Annotated in this window: 16 protein-coding genes, 1 tRNA gene and 2 pseudogenes; 7 read left to right on the top strand and 12 right to left on the bottom strand. The window is 72.6% G+C overall.

All coding sequences use genetic code 11. From position 1 onward, the window contains the following. Together E1182_RS21730 and E1182_RS21725 are read right to left on the bottom strand one after the other, a co-directional pair. Positions 1-470 (bottom strand): annotated as a pseudogene (locus E1182_RS21730) (ATP-dependent helicase); the annotation flags it as partial. 59 nt (positions 471-529) lie between these two features. Then, the gene (locus E1182_RS21725) at positions 530-1,015 is read right to left on the bottom strand and encodes a DinB family protein (RefSeq protein ID WP_207921474.1); all 486 of its coding nucleotides are present in this window, start codon (positions 1,013-1,015) and stop codon (positions 530-532) included. A gap of 119 nt (positions 1,016-1,134) precedes the next feature. On the opposite strand from E1182_RS21725, the gene E1182_RS21720 reads away from it, so the two are divergent. Beyond that, complete coding sequence (locus tag E1182_RS21720) at positions 1,135-1,332, top strand: hypothetical protein (protein ID WP_132268280.1); 198 nt, start codon at positions 1,135-1,137, stop codon at positions 1,330-1,332. 3 nt (positions 1,333-1,335) lie between these two features. Here the strand turns inward: E1182_RS21720 and E1182_RS21715 are convergent, their stop codons facing one another. Next, positions 1,336-2,484 carry a polysaccharide pyruvyl transferase family protein gene (locus tag E1182_RS21715; protein WP_132268272.1) on the bottom strand — a complete coding sequence of 383 codons (1,149 nt, stop codon included), beginning with the start codon at positions 2,482-2,484 and terminating at the stop codon, positions 1,336-1,338. A 398-nt stretch (positions 2,485-2,882) separates the two neighbouring features. Here E1182_RS21715 and E1182_RS21710 point away from each other — a divergent pair, with 398 nt between their 5' ends. Next, positions 2,883-3,818 carry an aminoglycoside phosphotransferase family protein gene (locus E1182_RS21710; protein WP_132268269.1) on the top strand — a complete coding sequence of 312 codons (936 nt, stop codon included), beginning with the start codon at positions 2,883-2,885 and terminating at the stop codon, positions 3,816-3,818. Positions 3,819-3,881: 63 nt separating this feature from the next. Here the strand turns inward: E1182_RS21710 and E1182_RS21705 are convergent, their stop codons facing one another. Together E1182_RS21705 and E1182_RS21700 are read right to left on the bottom strand one after the other, a co-directional pair. Further along, the gene (locus E1182_RS21705) at positions 3,882-4,679 is read right to left on the bottom strand and encodes an alpha/beta fold hydrolase (RefSeq protein ID WP_132268266.1); all 798 of its coding nucleotides are present in this window, start codon (positions 4,677-4,679) and stop codon (positions 3,882-3,884) included. A 165-nt stretch (positions 4,680-4,844) separates the two neighbouring features. After that, positions 4,845-5,747, bottom strand: coding sequence for a LysR family transcriptional regulator (locus E1182_RS21700; RefSeq protein ID WP_132268264.1), 903 nt, complete (start codon positions 5,745-5,747; stop codon positions 4,845-4,847). Between the two features lie 109 nt (positions 5,748-5,856). Here E1182_RS21700 and E1182_RS21695 point away from each other — a divergent pair, with 109 nt between their 5' ends. From E1182_RS21695 to E1182_RS21685, 3 genes and pseudogenes are all read left to right on the top strand, one after another. Then, positions 5,857-6,240 carry a DUF1801 domain-containing protein gene (locus E1182_RS21695; protein ID WP_243706362.1) on the top strand — a complete coding sequence of 128 codons (384 nt, stop codon included), beginning with the start codon at positions 5,857-5,859 and terminating at the stop codon, positions 6,238-6,240. After that, entirely contained in the window at positions 6,237-6,650 is a 414-nt protein-coding gene (locus E1182_RS21690) for a VOC family protein (protein WP_207921473.1), read from the top strand. Before E1182_RS21695 ends, E1182_RS21690 begins: the two co-directional genes overlap by 4 nt. Before the next feature lie 436 nt (positions 6,651-7,086). Continuing rightward, a pseudogene (locus E1182_RS21685) lies at positions 7,087-7,526 on the top strand (IS5 family transposase); the annotation flags it as partial. A 124-nt stretch (positions 7,527-7,650) separates the two neighbouring features. On the opposite strand, the gene E1182_RS21680 reads toward E1182_RS21685, so the two are convergent. Further along, positions 7,651-8,511: an alpha/beta fold hydrolase gene (locus E1182_RS21680; RefSeq protein ID WP_132268262.1), complete on the bottom strand. Its 861-nt coding sequence runs from the start codon at positions 8,509-8,511 to the stop codon at positions 7,651-7,653. Positions 8,512-8,852: 341 nt separating this feature from the next. On the opposite strand from E1182_RS21680, the gene E1182_RS21675 reads away from it, so the two are divergent. Further along, positions 8,853-9,260, top strand: coding sequence for a hypothetical protein (locus E1182_RS21675; RefSeq protein WP_132268260.1), 408 nt, complete (start codon positions 8,853-8,855; stop codon positions 9,258-9,260). A 133-nt stretch (positions 9,261-9,393) separates the two neighbouring features. Here the strand turns inward: E1182_RS21675 and E1182_RS21670 are convergent. The 5 genes from E1182_RS21670 to E1182_RS21650 all read right to left on the bottom strand — a co-directional run bounded on the left by E1182_RS21670 (position 9,394) and on the right by E1182_RS21650 (position 13,931). Next, a tRNA-Val gene (locus tag E1182_RS21670) sits at positions 9,394-9,468 on the bottom strand. Positions 9,469-9,551: 83 nt separating this feature from the next. Continuing rightward, the gene (locus E1182_RS21665) at positions 9,552-10,019 is read right to left on the bottom strand and encodes a peroxiredoxin (protein ID WP_132268257.1); all 468 of its coding nucleotides are present in this window, start codon (positions 10,017-10,019) and stop codon (positions 9,552-9,554) included. Positions 10,020-10,096: 77 nt separating this feature from the next. Then, entirely contained in the window at positions 10,097-10,534 is a 438-nt protein-coding gene (locus E1182_RS21660) for a DUF3052 domain-containing protein (RefSeq protein ID WP_132268254.1), read from the bottom strand. 111 nt (positions 10,535-10,645) lie between these two features. Next, a complete protein-coding gene (locus tag E1182_RS21655) occupies positions 10,646-13,399 on the bottom strand; it encodes a transketolase C-terminal domain-containing protein (protein WP_371687590.1) in 2,754 nt (917 codons plus the stop codon). A gap of 64 nt (positions 13,400-13,463) precedes the next feature. Then, positions 13,464-13,931, bottom strand: a complete 468-nt coding sequence (locus E1182_RS21650) for a MarR family winged helix-turn-helix transcriptional regulator (RefSeq protein ID WP_132268249.1) — start codon at positions 13,929-13,931, stop codon at positions 13,464-13,466. 184 nt (positions 13,932-14,115) lie between these two features. Between E1182_RS21650 and E1182_RS21645 the strand changes: the two genes are divergently transcribed. Beyond that, positions 14,116-15,780 (top strand): alkaline phosphatase, encoded by a 1,665-nt coding sequence (locus E1182_RS21645; protein ID WP_132268247.1) that lies wholly within the window; start codon positions 14,116-14,118, stop codon positions 15,778-15,780. 59 nt (positions 15,781-15,839) lie between these two features. Here the strand turns inward: E1182_RS21645 and E1182_RS21640 are convergent. Next, the coding region (locus tag E1182_RS21640) for a secondary thiamine-phosphate synthase enzyme YjbQ (RefSeq protein WP_243706360.1) at positions 15,840-16,244 on the bottom strand (405 nt) is incomplete at its 5' end.

Raw genomic sequence — 16,244 nt, 5'->3', positions numbered from 1 at the left:
GTCGGGGGCCGGTCGGCGAGGCCGGGCAGCAGCCGCCCCCGGGCCACCAGGTCGACCGCGAAGTCGGCCAGCTCCGCGAGGTGGCGCAGGGTCGCGCCGGGCACGGCGGCACGGTCGCCGAGGGTACGCAGCAACGCCAGCGCGGCGTCCGGGTCGTACCCGAGCACGGGAACCCGCCACCCGGCGAGGGTCACCGAACCGCGTGCCGGCTCGGCGACGGCGGTCCGGACCAGCTCGGGCGAGTCCATCGGCGAGCCGGCGCGGGTGGGCAGGGTGAGCAGCGCGGAGCCGGCCACCGCCGGCGCGTCGCCGAGCGCGGCGGTCAGCGTGGCGTGGTCGGCGGCGTACGGGTGCGGGCGTTCGCGCGGGGCCCGGCCGGGGCGGCGCGGCGCGCGGGCCGGCAGCGCGGTGTCCTCGGCCCACACGGCGAGGCCGGCGTCCGTCAGCCACACCCCGTGGACGACCAGCACAGTTTCCCCCTCGTCGACACCCGCGCGCCCAGGATAGGCGGCGTCGACGGCCCGCCGGATCAGACGGCACCGGTCTCGCCGTCGGTCAGCTCGCGGAGGATGTCGGCGTGACCGGCGTGCCGGGCGGTCTCCTCGATCAGGTGGACCAGGATCCAGCGCAGTGACACCTCGCCGAGCTGCGGCTGTCCGACGACGTGGTCCAGCGGGAACCGGGCGGCCAGCTCCCGCGACCGGGCGCACTGCGCCTCGTACGCGGTGACCAGATCCGCCAGCGTCTCCCCCTCGCTCAGGGTGAAGCTCGCCGCCGCGTCCTCCTCACTGGTCGGGAACCGGTCGCCGGGGGCGGGGTCGAGCAGCGCCTGGAACCAGTTCCGCTCGACGATGGTGAGGTGTTTCACCAGACCGGCGAGGGTGGTCGCGGACGGCACCAGCCGGCGGGCGGCGTCCGCGTCGGTGAGGTCGCGCACCTTGCGCAGCACGACGGCCCGGTGGAGGTCGAGGAACGCACCGAGCACGGCCCGCTCGTCGCCGGTACGGGCCCGCACCGGCCCCAGGGTGGGATCGATCGCAATCTCGGCCACCCTCGGACCCTAGCCGCATGGTCGCCGGGCCGCTGCCCCGGCAAACGCTGCGGGGCGGCGACGCGGCGGGCAGGATGGGGCGTATGGCGACAACGGTGCGGATCCCCCTGGCGGGCGGCCCGGCGGACGGCGAGGCGATCGACGTGGAGCTGGACAGCAACGACCGTCCGCCGCTGACCCATCACCATCTGGGCGCGGAGGGTCTGGTCGACGCGGAGATCTACGAGTTGGAGTCGGCCGGCGACGGCTGGTGCTACCGCTGGCGCGGGCCGGCGGTCTGACGCTCAGGCGGCCATCCGCGCCAGGGACCGGTTACGCAGGCTCTCCAGCACCGCCCGGGTGACCTGTGAGGTGCCCCGGGCCTGGTCGCAGACCTCGGCGACGCGGCGCGCGGTCTCCTCGGCGCGGGACTCCCGCTCGTCCCAGAGTCGGTCGACCTCCGCCAGCAGCGGGCCTTCCACCTCCCGTTCCACGCCGCGCAGTGCCGGCACGCCGAGCCGCTGGGCCAGGTCGAAGACCTTCCCGGCGTACGGCAGCGGCAGGAACGGCGTGCCCACCATCGCGGCGAAGATCAGGAAGTGCAGCCGCATGCCCACCACCAGGTCGAAGTGCCTCATCAGGCCGAGCACCTGTCGGGGTGAGTAGTCGCCGTGCAGGATGCGGCCCCGCTCGGCGGCGACCATGTGCGACAGCACGCCGTGCGAGTGCCGGATGTCGTCGCGTTCCATCGGCACGAAGAGCACGTACGCGTCGATCCGCTGCACCAGGAAGTCGCCGACCTGGGCGATCAGCCGGTGGTACGCGTCGACGTCGAGCCGTTCCGCCGCCCGCCCGGGCTCGCGGACGCTGAGGCCGACCAGCCGCCGACCGGCCGGGACGCCCTCCTCGCGCAGCAGCCGGGCCGGGAAATCCTCCGGTTCCAGCAGGAACGCCGGGTCGGCGGTGACGGTGATCGGGTTGACCAGACCCGTTTCCTCCAGCACCATCCGGGACTCCTGGTCCCGCACGGTGACTTCGGTGGCTCCGGCCAGGGTTTCCCGGACCATGCCGGTGTCCACTCCGTCGCTGAGCGGCCCCACGCCGACCGCGTACGTCAGCAGCGGCAGCCCTCGCTCCTGGGCGACCCGGACGACCCGCAGGTAGCGCCGGGCCTCCTTGTCGTACAGGATGCCGCCGCCGCCGAGGATCAACAGGTCGAGCTGGGCGAGCACCTCGGCGGAGTCGACCCGGCTGACCCCCTCCCAGGGCACGGCCTCCACATCCGGGTGGGCGACGGCGGTGTGGGCGGGATTGCGGGAGAAGACGATGATCCGGGCGTTGGGTTCCTGCGCCCGCAGGTCGGCCAGGAGGCCGCTGAGGATCGCCTCGTCGCCGAGGTTCCGACCGCCGTACGAGCCGAGCACACCGATGGTCAGTCCGGTGCCGTGTCTCATCCGCCACTCCTCCCCGGGTACGTCGGGGCCGGTTTCCCGTTGCGGTCTGGGCCATACCTGGCCATCCGGGCAGACCCCGGGTGCCAGACACCCCACCTTGCCGCAAACGACGTCGATCACCCGCCATGGGCGCGAGGGTCAGTGGGCCGGAGGGATCAGTCGGGACACGAGGGCCGAAACCACCTCGTCGACGTCGAATCGGGCGTCCTCAGCGACCTGAAGCGGCAGCCGGGCGTCGGACCCGCTCCGGTTCCGTCTGGTCGAGACCCGCCCTTCGACAGCGCAGCGGTCATCCTGCGCTATCTGGCCCGACAAACGCCGCGGGCGGATCCGGCGGCAGGAAGGGCAGCCCGGTAATGCGGTTGCCCGGGCACCCCGCCCCGGGCAACCGTGTGGGTATGGACAGCCCGACGAAGACCCGGATCGGCTGGGACGACCTGCCCGGGCACGTCCGGTCCGCGGTGGAGGACATCCTCGGCGACCGGGTGGTGGCGGCGGTCTCCCAGCCCGGCGGGTACTCCCCCGGCACGGCCGACCGGGTCCGCACGGCGAGCGGCCGGCGGGCCTTCGTCAAGGCGGCCAGCCCGGCGTTGAATCGGGACACCCCCGGGATGCACCGCAACGAGGCGCGGGTGAGCGCCGCTCTTCCCGCGTACGCGCCCACGCCCCGCCTGCTGGGCTGCCACGACGACGGTGAGTGGGTGGCGCTGGTGCTCACCGACGTCGACGGCCGGCATCCGGCGACGCCGTGGCGTCCCGACGAACTCGACGCGGTGCTGAATACTCTGGCGGCCCTGTCCGCCGCGCTCACTCCGAGCCCGATCGCGCAGGTGCCGACCGCCGCCGAGCAGTTGAGGTACGACTTCACCGGCTGGCGGCGGATCGCGGCCGACCCGCCCGACGGTCTCGACCCGTGGGCCCGGGCCCACCTGGACGAGCTGTGTGACCTGGCGGAGCGGGGCATCGCGGCGCTCGTCGGCGACACGCTGTGCCACCTCGACGTACGGGCGGACAACCTGTTGGTCGACGCCGCCGGCACGATGACCGTGGTCGACTGGCCGTGGGCCTGCCGGGGTCCGGCCTGGCTGGACACCGCCCTGCTGCTGATCAACGTACGGCTGCACGGTGGCCACGACACCGAGGCGCTGCTGCGCCGGCTGCCGCTGACCGCCGACGTCGACCCCGATGCCCTCACCGGCGTGTACGCCGGCATGGCCGCGTTCTTCACCGACGCGGCGCGGCGGCCCCCGCCGCCGGGCATCCCGACCGTCCGCGCCTTTCAGCAGGCCCAGGCGGACGCCGTGCTGCCCTGGATAGCCCAGCGGCTGCGCTGATGCCGGCCGCCGCGCTGAGACCGCGCTCCCGCTGAACGCCGCGTCCGATGACCGCCGGACCGATCACTGCGGTGCGCGGACCTGGTGGGTGAGGAAGGGCAGGACGACGGCGGGCAGAGCCGGCGAGGCGACGATGTCGTGATGGGTCAGGCCGGGCAGCACCGCCAGTCGGGAGACGGGCCGGTCCGCGCCGTCCCCGCCGGCGTCACGGTGACCTCCGCCGAGCAGGCCGAAGAACTCCGCCATGTGGGTCACCGGAATCGAGTCGGCGTCGGCGTAGACCAGCAGGGTGGGCACGGTGCCGGCGGCCACCTCCGCCGACCAGTCGTACTCGCGGCGCAGCAGCTCACCGGTCTTGGCCCAGAGCCGGGGCCAGTCCTCGGGGCGGGGGGCGATCCGCGCGTACCGCTCGTGCGCGGGCGTGCCCCGCATCCGCTCGCCGGCCCGCTCGTCCTGGGCCGCCATCGCGGCGAGCACCTCCGGGTACCAGCCCCGCCGCCGGAACGGGGTCGACACCAGCACCAGCCGCCGGACCAGGCCGGGGTGCCCGATCGCGGCCCGCAACGCCACCCCGCCGCCGAGGGAGTAGCCCAGCAGGTCGGCCTCGGCCACATTGAGGTTACGCAGCAACGCGGCGACGTCGTCGGCCATCGACTCGTACCGCAACGGGCGGTCGATGTCGGCGGTGCGGCCGTGCCCCTGGAGATCGACGGCGATCACCCGACGTCTGGTGGTGAGGGCGGGCAGGATCGGGTCGAACATCCCCGTCGTGCCGTACCCGCCGTGCAGCAGCACCAGCGGACGGCCGCTGCCGTGCACCTCGTACCAGAGGCGCAGTCCGTTGACCTCCGCGTAGCCCACCCGCCGCCTCCCGTCCCGCCGAGCCGGCTGTGGATACGTGACGCCGGGCGTGCGGAGTGAGTACCGCGTCCCCTCCCCCGGGCAGGTGCCCCTGACCTGATGGTATGCGGGACCGGGTGTTCCCTGACCGGTTCGGCGTGAACGTCGCCAGGAGCCGCCCCATGATCAGGGCTCGGCGACCACAACGGGCGTGTTGGCGTCGGTCGCGGCGCGGACGAACTCCCGTACCCGGGCGGTCGTGTTCGCCTCCAGCCAGACCGGTCCCCGCTCGATCGGCGGGGCGTCGTGAATCGGCACGTAGACGATGTCCGGGCGGGGGTGGTAGCGCTCGGTCTGCTCCCCCACCGGTAGCACACCCCGACCCAACGCGACGAGCGACAGCATTTCCGAGAACGTGTTGCCGCGCGGGCCTTTGGGGACGGGTCGGCCGGACGGCGTGTGCTCGGGCGTACGGTCGCGCTTGAACTCGGCCGAGGTCACCGCCGGGTACTGCACGACCGGGTAATCGGCGAGCACTTCCAGCGACACCGACGTCCGGCCGGCCAGCGGGTGAGTGGCGGCCACAGCGAGTACGCGTCGCTCCACCATCAGGGCGGGTCCGCGGGCCATGCCGTCGAAGGGGTACGCGGCGACGAGTATGTCGACCGAGCCGTCCAGCAGGCTGGCTCGCGAGTTGTGGAGCTGGACCTCGCGCACGTCGACCTCGCAGTCGGGATGCCGCGCGGTGAAGAGTTTGACCGCCTTGAGCAGCACCGGCGCGAGGTACTCACCGAGGAACGCCACCCGCAGTTGACCAGTCACACCGCGGCCGGCGTCGACCGCCCGACTGAGGGCCGCGTCCATCTGCGCGACCAGCGGAGTCAGGTCGTCGGCCAGCTGCCGGCCGATGGGCGTGATGCGGACGACCCGGCTGGTGCGCTCGAACAGCGCAGCGCCGACCCGCCGCTCCAGCTTCTTGATGACGCGGCTGATCCGGCCGGTGGTCACCCGCAGGCGCTCGGCGGTACGACCGAAGTGCATCTCCTCGGCGAGCGTCAGGAACGTCTCGATCTCGTGGCGCTCCAGCACGCCACCCCCCTTTGTTGAATCCGGCTCAACGATCGTAATCCGATCATGGCTTGGTCGCCGTCGCCGGTTGGCGAATCGTGGAGGGCGTCACCGGGGCGACCCGGCGGACATGCTCTGCGACAGGAGAACCATGAAGACCATTGACATCGATGCCTATCTGACCGGGCTGGAAACCGGGCTGCGGGAGATCGGCGAAGCCGCCCGCCCGCTGATCGACGAGGCGCTGCCCGATGCGACCGGCGTGATGTGGCACGGCCATCCGGTGTGGGGACTTGGCGAAGCACCCGGCCGGCGGCCCATCTGCCTGCTGAAGGCCTACACCTCGCACGTCACCTTGGGGCTGTGGAGGGGACAGCAGATCAGCGACCGGTCCGGCCGCCTGATCCCGGGCAGCCGGCAGATGGCCTCGGTACGGCTCACGTCCGCCGCCGACATCGACGCGCCGCTGTTCACCGACTGGCTGCGCCAGGCCCGCGTCCTGGAGGGGAAGTGACCACCGTGCGGGTCCGTGAATTCGACCATCTGGTACTCAACGTCGAGGATGTCGAGCGGTCGCTGGCGTTCTACTGCGGGGTACTCGGCCTCGAACCGGTGCGTGTCGACCAGTGGCGAGACGGGCAGGTCCCATTCCCCTCGGTACGCGTCACCCCGGACACCATCATCGACCTGGTCCGCCGCGACCGGGGCGAGTCGAACGTCGACCACATCTGCCTGGTGGTCGACCCGCTCGACTGGCACGAGGTCATCGTCTCCGGCGTCTTCACCGTCCTCGAGGGGCCGGTGGGCCGATACGGCGCCCGGGGCGAGGCCGTCTCCCTCTACGTCCAGGACCCCGACCGCAACACCGTCGAACTGCGCTGGTACCCCGCCGACGCGCAACCGACAACATCGCTGATCGCGTAACAGGGATTGTGGCGCGTGTCGCCGCCGGCCGGGCCTGACCCGAGCGTCAACCGGCTCCGTGCCATGACGTTGGCCCGTCGACACGGCAGGTGGGACACCATTCTCGGCGCGTACACGGGCCTGCATGAGGACCTGATGAGGAGCCTGCGGCCCCTCGCTTGTACGTCCTGGGCGCTGCGTCCGGGCGGTCCGTGCGCGTCTGCAGCCTCGGGGCTTCCCGGACTCGGCCCGGCTCGAACGGGCTGCCACCCTCTCCATCTTGCGGGCGTGGTCATCCGGAGCCACCACGCCTTGGGCGAGGACAGCCGGATTCAACCATGGCGACGTGCTCGGACGGCAACGCTTAACAACCCCTCACTAAATGATGTTGGGCGTAACCGTCTGGACGTGAGGATCGTTCTGTCTGATCGTGAGCAGGGGTGAGCAGCCACCGTGGATCGTCTCGGACGAACTCTGGGCGGAGATCGCGCCGCTGCTGCCACCCCGCCCACCACGGCGGTACCGCTACCCCGGCCGTAAGCCGCTGGATGACCGGAAGGTGTTGTGCGGGATTCTGTTCGTGCTCTACACCGCGATCCGGTGGGAGTACCTGCCCCAGGAGCTCGGGTTCGGGTCGGGTATGACCTGCTGGCGCAGGTTGCGGGACTGGAACGACGCCGGGGTGTGGCAGCGGCTGCACGAGGTGCTGCTGGGCAAGCTGCGGGCCGCCGGTCAGTTGGACATGTCGCGGGCGGTGATCGACGGCTCCCACGTGCGGGCGCTCACGGGCGGCCCAAAACCGGTCCGAGCCCGGTCGACCGCCGCAGGCCAGGCTCGAAACACCACGTCACCACCGACGCGGGCGGCATCCCCCTCGCCACGGCACTGACGGCGGCGTTGAAGCGTGCGAGGTGGGAGGCTGCGTGCAACAGGCGTGCGTACGTGCACGTAGCGGGGAGCGTAGCCGCGCCGGTTGGGCTCGTGGGCCAGTCCGTTGGCGCGCGATGAGGTCGAGCCGGGGCTAGGCGGCGGGCGGTGCCGGGCGGCGGGCGAGGAACTGCTCCACGCTCGCGGCGAAGGTGACTGGATCGTCCACCCAGGGGAAGTGCCCGGCTCTCGGCAGCACTGCCAGGTCTGCGTTGTTGAGTAGGGCGGCCAGTTCGCGGACGGCCGCGCATGTTGGCCAGATGTCGTACTCGCCGCTCATCAGCAGCATCGGCACTCCAAGCCTTTGGAGCCGCTGTGGCAGGGTCGGGTCCGGTTCGAAGCCGGCGTAGAACCCGTCGGTCGCCGGTTTGGTGAACTGGGCGGGTTCGGCGGCCGCCTGTGCCTGGGCCGCGGCGTTCCACTGGCCGTATAGCAGCGGCGCCGACAGCCAGCGGTACTTCTGCAGTTCCTGCGGTGAACCGGCCTCGGCGTGCAGGGCAGCGACTGCGTCGGCGTACCAGGGCTCGTGCGCCCGTCGGGCTAGCACCTCGTCGACGCCGAGGTCGGACGGGAGGCCGATGACACGCAGGGACGGACCGACCAGCACAAGATGGTCGAGCCGGTGCGGATGCTCGGCCGCGTAGAGCAGGCAGATCCCACCGCTGGCTGAGTGTCCGAAGAGGTCCATCCGGTCCAGCCCGAGGTGGCCGCGAAGCGCCTCGACGTCCTGGACCAACCGGTCGACCCGGTATGTCGTGGGATCCTGCGGGGCCTGCGACGCGCCCGTGCCGCGGTTGTCCAGCAGGATCAACGTCCGGTGATCGCTGAGACCGCCCAACTCACCGAGGTACTCGGCGGCCTGGCCCGGGCCCCCGGGGACGCAAACCACGGGCGGTCCTGAACCGACCGCCTGATATGCCAGTTCCGTGCCGTCCCAGGAGCGAAAACGCTGCATGTGACCCGAGTCTGCCACGAACCTGCCGCCCCCTCCGCCCGGGCCTCAGCAGCGAGATACGGCAAAACCGCTCCAGTCGGCGCGCCGACCGAAGCCGAGATGCAGGTCCCTCGCCCGCTGCGCGAGTGCGACCAGCTCAGCCTTACCCAGCCTCTTGATCTCGCGTGGCAGATCTCGGGTCACGTCGGGAGGTTAACCCCTACGATCGATCGCAGCACCAGGCCACGACCTAGTCGATCACGACCAGGCGTCAGACGACCGCCGACGCCGTTCGTCCACCATCATGCGAAATTCGGCAAGGCCGGCAGCCGCCGGCGATTCACTGCTGAGACCATCGATGGGTGGACGAGCCAGTGACGACCATGCCCGCTGGCCCTGTCGGGCATGAAGACACCCCGCAGCAGGATGCCGTGTCGTTCCCCGTTGCTCTGCGGCGATCGGCCATCGGATTGGCCTTCGCGGCTGTCTTCATCCTGGCCACCTTGTGGTTCTACTCGGACGGGCTGCTGGCGTTGATGGTTGCGCTGATGTTTCTGCATCAACGGGATGATCGGCGGTCGTGGTGGGCACTTGCGGCAGCGCTACTGATCGCGGTACCTGCGGCCCTCACCGCTGCGTTGATGTTCAAGGGATGGTTGACGCAGCCTTGGGACGGCTTCCTGGCGTCCGTACTCGGTGCCCTACCCGGAAGCGTTGCCTACGCCGCCGTCACTCAGATACAGCCCAAGGTGCAGAACCCGAACGGCTGACAGAGGAGCGTCCGCGCCGCCGGCAGCCGACGGCCGACCCGCCTCACCTCGGTGGCTGCGTGGCCACGCCCCCTGCTGTCACTGTCACCGCCCCGGAACTGATCTTCTCGGGGCGGTTTTGGCTGGTGGTGTGTGGTGGGCGCGGCAGGTTTCGAACCTGCGACCCCCCGCTTGTAAGGCGGGTGCTCTCCCACTGAGCTACGCGCCCGGAACGCCCGTACGGCGGGCCGGAGGGTGGCAAGCTTACCTGCCGGCCTCCGGCCCGGCGCAACGGCGTACCCGGTAGAGGTGTCAGCCGGCGGCAGCCTCGGCGAGGGCCTTGCGCCAGCTCTGCTGGTCGCGGGCTTCGCCCGGCATGTTCATCTCGGCGAACCGGACGACGCCGGCCTTGTCGATGACGAAGGTGCCCCGGTTCGCGATGCCGGCCACCTCGTTGAAGACGCCGTACGCCTGGGCAACTGCGCCGTGCGGCCAGAAGTCGGCCAGCAGGGGGAACTGGTAGCCCTCCCGGTCGGCCCAGATCTTGTGGGCGTAGACCGAGTCGACGCTGACGGTGAGCACCTGGACGTCGTCGTTGACATAGTCGTTGAGGTTGTCCCGTACCTCGCAGAGTTCACCCTGGCAGATGCCGGTGAAGGCGAGCGGGTAGAAGACCAGCAGCACGGTGCGCCGGCCACGGAAGTCCGAGAGCCGGACCTCCTGGTTGTTCTGGTCCTTGAGCACGAAGTCGGGCGCCTCGGCGCCAACCTCGATCGGCATGCGAGCTCCTTGGATGGGTTGAGGTGGCCTCAGCCTGCCACACCCGGTGGCGACCGCCGCCGGGTGTGGCGACCGGACTACTTCTTGCCCTTGGATCCGCGGCGCAGCACGAGGCGGGCACCGCTCCAGTCCCGGCCGGCGTTGACGGTGGAGGTCTGCTGGAGCCCGGCGGTCTGCGCGGACTCGGCGACCTCGCTCGGCTCGACGTGCCCGTCGCGCCCGGCCTTGGGGGTCAGCAGCCACACGACACCGGCGTCGGCCAGCGGGCCGAGGGCGTCGACGAGGAGTTCGAAGAGGTCACCGTCGCCGTCGCGGTACCAGACCAGCACCGCGTCGACCACCTCGTCGGTGTCCTCGTCGACCAGCTCTCCACAGCGGTCGGTAAGGGCGTCGCGGAGATCCTGGTCGACGTCGTCGTCGTACCCCATCTCCATGACGACCATCCCCGGCTCGATCCCGAACCGGTCCGCCAGGCTGCGTACCCCGTCGGCGGCCTGACCAGCGGTCGCGCTCACTGTCGCGTGCCTCCTCATCTCATCCTTGCTCGCGGCATCGTGCGACGCCGTTGGGCCAAGTCCACACAGTTGCGGCTCGCCGCGCAAGTGGCGCACCGGGTGGAACGGAATTTACCGTGCCAGCAGCGTACGGGCACCCTCGGTGATGGCTTCCTCGGAGACCAGCACCGTGCGTGCCGCCGGACCCAATGGTACAAAGGCGTCAACTCCGGCAACCCTCCGCACGGCACCGACGAAACCGCCGTCGACCAGCGTCGCGATGATCCCCTCCGCCACCCCGCCGGAGCGGCGCGTCTCGTCGACCACCAGCACCCGGCCGGTCGCCGAGGCCTCCCGCAGGAGGTCCGCCACCGGCAACGGAGCCAGCCACCGCAGGTCCACCACCCGGGTGCCGACCCCCTCGTCGGCGAGGGTGGCCGCCGCCCGCAGCGACATCCGCACCCCGTTACCGAAGGTGAGGATCGTGACGTCCTCGGCCGATCCGACGCCGTAGACCCGGGCCCGGCCGATGGGTACGTGCCCGGCCGCCCACCCGCCCGGTTCGGCGTACCGGCCCAGCCACTCGCCGTCGCCGGGTTCGTAGAGGTCGCGCACGTGGTAGAGCGCGGTCGGCTCCAGGAACACACTGACCGTGCCGTCCACCGCCGCGGCGGCCAGGCAGGTCCGTAGCAGGGGTGCGGCGTCGTCCGGCCGCGCCGGCACCGCGATCACCAGGCCCGGCACATCGCGCAGTACGGCCACCGAGTTGTCGTGGGGGACGTGCCCGCCAGAGCTCTCCCGATAGGCCAGCCCCGGCACCCGCAGCACCATCGGATTGCGGAACGCCCCCTGGGAGCGGAACTGCATGGTGGCCGCCTCACCGCGCAGCTGGTCCTCGGCGTGGTGCAGGTACGCCAGGTGCGGGATCTCCGGCACCGGCAGCAGCCCGGCCAGTCCGGCGCCCAGGCCGAGCCCCAGCACCGAGGTCTCGTCGAGGACCGTGTCGAAGACCCGGGCGGCGCCGAACCGCTCCCGCAGCCCTCTCGTCACCCCGTGAGCCCCGCCTCTGGCGGCCACGTCCTGGCCGAAGACGGCCATGCCCGGATAGGCCAGCATCCCGTCGGTGAGGGCGGCGTTGATGCTCTGCGCGAGGGTGAGCGGGCCGGCCAGCTCGGGCAGCTTGCCACCGAACGCCTCGACCCTCGCCCCGGCTGCCGACCCGACGGCCCGGGCGGCCACCTCGGCCACCACGGCGGCGACCCGGGACGGGCGGCGGGGCGCCAGCGGGGCGACCACCTCGGCGACCGTGCCCAGCTTCGGCTCCTCCAGCACCTCCTCGGCGATCCGGCGGACCTGCCAGCCGCGTTCGTCGTACCGGGTGAGCAGTTCCTCCCCGCCGGCCACGCCGGCTTCCACGAGCAGCCGGGCGGTGGCCAGCACGGGGTCGCGGGCCTCGTCGGCGGCGATCTCCGCGGCACTGCGGTACGTGGTCTCCACATCGTCCCCGGCGTGCCCCATCAGCCGTACGGTGCGCAGGTGCAGCACCGCCGGCCGCCGGTGCCGGCGTACCCAGGCCGCCGCCTCGGCGGCGACGGCGTACGTGTCGACCGGGTCCTCGCCGTCGGCGGCGAAGTAGCGCACCCCCGGTCGGGACCGCAGGGCACGCTCCACCCAGCCCTCCGGCGAGCGGACGCTGACGCCCAGGCCGTTGTCCTCACAGACGAAGAGCACCGGGATGCGCAGGCCGGTGTGGTCGTACCAGCCGGCGGTGTTGAGGGCGGCGGTGGCGCCGGCGTGGTTGACCGAGGCGTCGCCGAAGGAGCAGACCACGATGGCGTCGCGGGGCCACGGGGAGCGCAGGGCGGGTTCGTCGCCGCGCCGACCGGCGGCCTCCACCCGGCGCAGCCGTTCCAGGGCGAGGCCGAGACCGACCGCCCGGGGCAGGTGCGTGGCGGCGACGGCGGTGGTGGGTACGACGGCCAGGTCAGCGCGGCCGAATGCCTTGTGCCGGCCGCCGGCGATCGGTTCCTGGGCCGAGGCGACCATGCCGCGCAGCACGTCCCGCGCCGCCGCCGCGTAGGCGTCCCCGGTGAAGCTGGCGGGGTCGTCGCCCGGCGGGGCAGCGGCGGCGGGGTCACCGGCCGGGGCGTCGGCGGACGCGGCGGCTTCGATGGCCGGCTGGCGACCCGCTGCGTCGATGGCGGCCGTTGCACTGTCGACCGGATCGGTGCCGACCGCCTCGGTGACGCCGTCGGCGCCGACCCGGTAGGCGGCGGTCACCGTGCTCGCTGACCGGGTGGTGGGCTGGCCGCCGCCGGACAGGCCGGTGCCGTCGGAGTCGAGGAGGCCGGCCCCGGCGGGCCGGCCCGCATGTGCCGGGTCGGCGCCGCCGCCGTCAGCGGCGGGACCGATGTCGCCGCTGGTGGGCGCGGCCGGGCCGGCGGCCGGCGTGCCGGCGGCCGAGGTGCCGGCGGCCGAGGTGCCGGCGGCCGAGGTGCCGGCGGCCGAGGTGCCGGCGGCCGAGGTGCCGGCGGCCGGGCCGGGGAACTCCCCGGCGGCCTGGGCGGCCCGAATGCCGTAGAAGGCGCCGGAGCGGTGATGCAGCAGCGCCGGGTCGGTCGGGCGCAGCGCGGCGGCCACCGCGGCGTTGGCCTCGTGACCGGCCGAGCCGACGGTGTGGTAGCCCTCGTCGAAGCTGTGCAACCAGCGCCCGGCCAGGTCGAGCTGGCGACTGTTGACCTGGGCGTCGAAGAGGGCGAGCAGCTGCCGGCCGGTCAGCGTGCTGCCGTCGCGGACCGGCGCTGCCGGGTCACGCCGCCGCTCGGGCTCGGGCAGTGCGCCCAGGCTCTCCCGGAACCGGTCGTCGAGATCTTGCGGGGTGGTCACGTCGCTCAGCATTACCGACGAAGGCCAACACCGCCCAGTCAGACACGATTCGCCCGGAGGCGGTTCAGTCCTGCGGGCAGCCCCCGTCGGAGACCTTCCACACCAGTTCGCGCAGGATGGCCAGCTCGTCGGTGGTGAGCGGGTCCAGCAGTCGCGAGTCGGACATCACCTGGCGGACCCGGTCGCGTACCTGGCGGCCCGCCTCCGTGACGACCAGGGTCTTCTGCCGCCGGTCGGTGGGGTCGACCCGGCGTTCCACCAGGCCGGCGCACTCCAGCCGGTCGATCAGCGCCGTGACGTTGGACCGGTCGCAGCGCAGTTGCTCGGCGAGATCGCGGGCCGGCAGCGGGCGGTCAGGGTCGAGTTCGTCCAGGGCGCGGGCGGTCGCCGGGGTCAGCCCCAGGCCGGCGAGGTCGGCGTCGCGGTGGTGCCGGACGGCGGAGGCGACGTGCACGAGTCGCCGGACCACCTCCTCGGCCAGACCGGCCCGGTCGCCGGGATGGGCCCCGGCCGGAGCGGCACGCTGCGTCATGCCCAGATCGTACGCCCGGATCAACAGTTGACCAGCTCCACCAGGTGCGGCGTCCACCGGGGGCCACGCACGCCCGCTGTTCCCGTGTCGGTGACGGTCTGGGGCACCGGCTGTCACCTGGCGGTCACCCGCGCTCGTGACGCTGCTGGGCGTCGGCTGCGCAAGCGGACCCTGGGGAGGAAACGTGACACTGTCCCGACGTGCTGTCCTGACCACCGGCGCGGCGCTCGGCGTGGCCGGCGTGGCGCTCGGCCCACTCGCCGTGGCCCGCGCCGGCACGGTCCGGCCCAGGCCGGTCGGTACGGCCGCTCACCGGCGGCTGGCCTGGCCGTTCACCCTCGGGGTGGCCTCCGGCGACCCGGATCACGAGGGCTTCGTGCTCTGGACCCGGCTGGCCCCGCAACCGCTGGCCGAGGACGGTCTCGGTGGGATGCCCCGCCGCGGCGTCGAGGTGCACTGGGAGGTGGCCGCCGACGAGCTGTTCCGGCGGGTGGTCCGGCGTGGGGTGCGGGACGCGCACCCCGGGTCGGCGCACAGCGTCCACGTGGAGCTGAACGGGCTGCTGCCCGGACGCGAGTACTTCTACCGCTTCCACGCCGAGGGGCACACCTCGCCGGTCGGTCGTACCCGGACCGCACCCACGCCGTGGACCATGCCGGCCTCGCTGGCCATGGGCTTCGCCTCCTGCTCGCACTTCGAGCAGGGCTGGTTCACCGCGTACCGCCGGCTGGCCGAGACGGAACCGGAGCTGATCCTGCACCTGGGCGACTACCAGTACGAGTACGCCCGGGAGGTCGGGCCGACCCGGCCGCGCGGCCACGAGGGGCCGGAGACCCGGACCCTGGCCAACTACCGGCAGCGGCACGCCCAGTACAAGACCGACCCGGACCTCCAGGCGGCGCACGCCGTCGCCCCGTGGCTGGTGGTCTTCGACGACCACGAGGTCGAGAACAACTGGGCCGACGAGGTGCCCGAGGAGCCGGACCCGGGCTTTCTGGCCCGGCGGGCCGCGGCGTTGCAGGCGTACTACGAGAACATGCCGTTGCGGCGTGCGTCGGTGCCGCGCGGCATCGACATGCAACTCTACCGGCGGGTGCGGTGGGGGCGGCTGGCCAGCTTCCACCTGCTCGACACCCGGCAGTACCGCGACGACCAGGCCTGCGGCGACGGCTACCGGAGCTGCGCCGCCGCCGCCGAGCCGACCCGGTCGATCACCGGCGCCGAGCAGGAGGCGTGGCTGCTGGACGGCTTCCGCCGCTCCGAGGCCCGCTGGGATCTCCTCGGTCAGCAGGTCTTCTTCGCCCAGCGGGACCGCGACGCCGGGCCGCTCACCGTCACCAGCATGGACGCCTGGGACGGCTATCTCGCCTCCCGGGACCGGATCACCCGGGGCTGGATGGCCGCCGGGGTACGCAACCCGGTGGTGCTCACCGGGGACGTGCACGCGCACTGGGCCAGCGACCTGAAGCTCGACTACACCGACCCGACCTCCCGCACCGTCGGCAGCGAGTTGGTCTGCTCGTCGGTCACCTCGGGCGGCGACGGCTTCGACTCGGCCAGCGGCTCGCACCCGTGGCTCAGGACGAACCCGCACCTGCGCTTCCAGAACAACCTGCGCGGCTTCGTCCGCACCACGATCACCCCGGCGCGGCTCACCGCCGACTTCACCGTGTTGCCGTACGTGAGCCGGCCGAACGCCCCCGCGCACGTGCGGGCCTCGTTCGCCATCGAGGACCGGGTGCCCGGGCTGCACCAGACGTACGACCGGCCGCCGGCCACCGCCCGGGGCCTGGCTGCCGAGGTCGACCAGGACCGGCACACCGTCGAGACGGAGACCTCGGGCCGCTGACCCGGGCAGCGGGGTGGCGACCCGGCCGGGGGTCGGCCCGGGGAGGGCCTCCGGCCGGGTCAGCCCGGCAGGAAGGAGAAGCGGACCTGGCGGTCGGGGTTGTCGCCGTTGGTGTCGACCAGGCAGATCGACTGCCAGGTGCCCAGTTGCAGTCGCCCGCGGAGCACGGGCAGCGTCGCGTACGGCGGGACGACGGCGGGCAGCACGTGGTCGCGGCCGTGGCCGGGCGAGCCGTGCCGGTGCCGCCACCGGTCGTCGGTGGGAAGCAGGTCGTCGAGGGCGCGCAGGAGGTCGTCGTCGGAGCCGGCGCCGGTCTCGATGATCGCCAGACCGGCGGTGGCGTGCGGAACGAAGACGTGCAGCAGCCCGTCGCCCTGCCCGGTGACGAACCGTTCGGCCTCGGCGGTGATGTCCAGGACGGTCGGCCGGGATCCGGTCCGGACGGTGATCACCTCACTGCGCAC

This window comes from Micromonospora sp. KC721, from assembly GCF_004348355.1.
Lineage (GTDB): Bacteria > Actinomycetota > Actinomycetes > Mycobacteriales > Micromonosporaceae > Micromonospora.
The sequence above is the reverse complement of the archived record's forward strand: the minus strand, read 5'-3'. Positions and strand labels throughout refer to the sequence as shown.

Excerpts from the sequence above, each read along its gene's own strand:
- E1182_RS21680 (WP_132268262.1), bottom strand. The coding sequence starts at position 8,511 with ATGCAGCGTTTTCGCTCCTGGGACGGCACGGAACTGGCATATCAGGCG.
- E1182_RS21720 (WP_132268280.1), top strand. The coding sequence starts at position 1,135 with ATGGCGACAACGGTGCGGATCCCCCTGGCGGGCGGCCCGGCGGACGGC.
- E1182_RS21665 (WP_132268257.1), bottom strand. The coding sequence starts at position 10,019 with ATGCCGATCGAGGTTGGCGCCGAGGCGCCCGACTTCGTGCTCAAGGAC.
- E1182_RS21695 (WP_243706362.1), top strand. The coding sequence starts at position 5,857 with ATGCTCTGCGACAGGAGAACCATGAAGACCATTGACATCGATGCCTAT.
- E1182_RS21710 (WP_132268269.1), top strand. The coding sequence starts at position 2,883 with ATGGACAGCCCGACGAAGACCCGGATCGGCTGGGACGACCTGCCCGGG.
- E1182_RS21715 (WP_132268272.1), bottom strand. The coding sequence starts at position 2,484 with ATGAGACACGGCACCGGACTGACCATCGGTGTGCTCGGCTCGTACGGC.
- E1182_RS21650 (WP_132268249.1), bottom strand. The coding sequence starts at position 13,931 with ATGACGCAGCGTGCCGCTCCGGCCGGGGCCCATCCCGGCGACCGGGCC.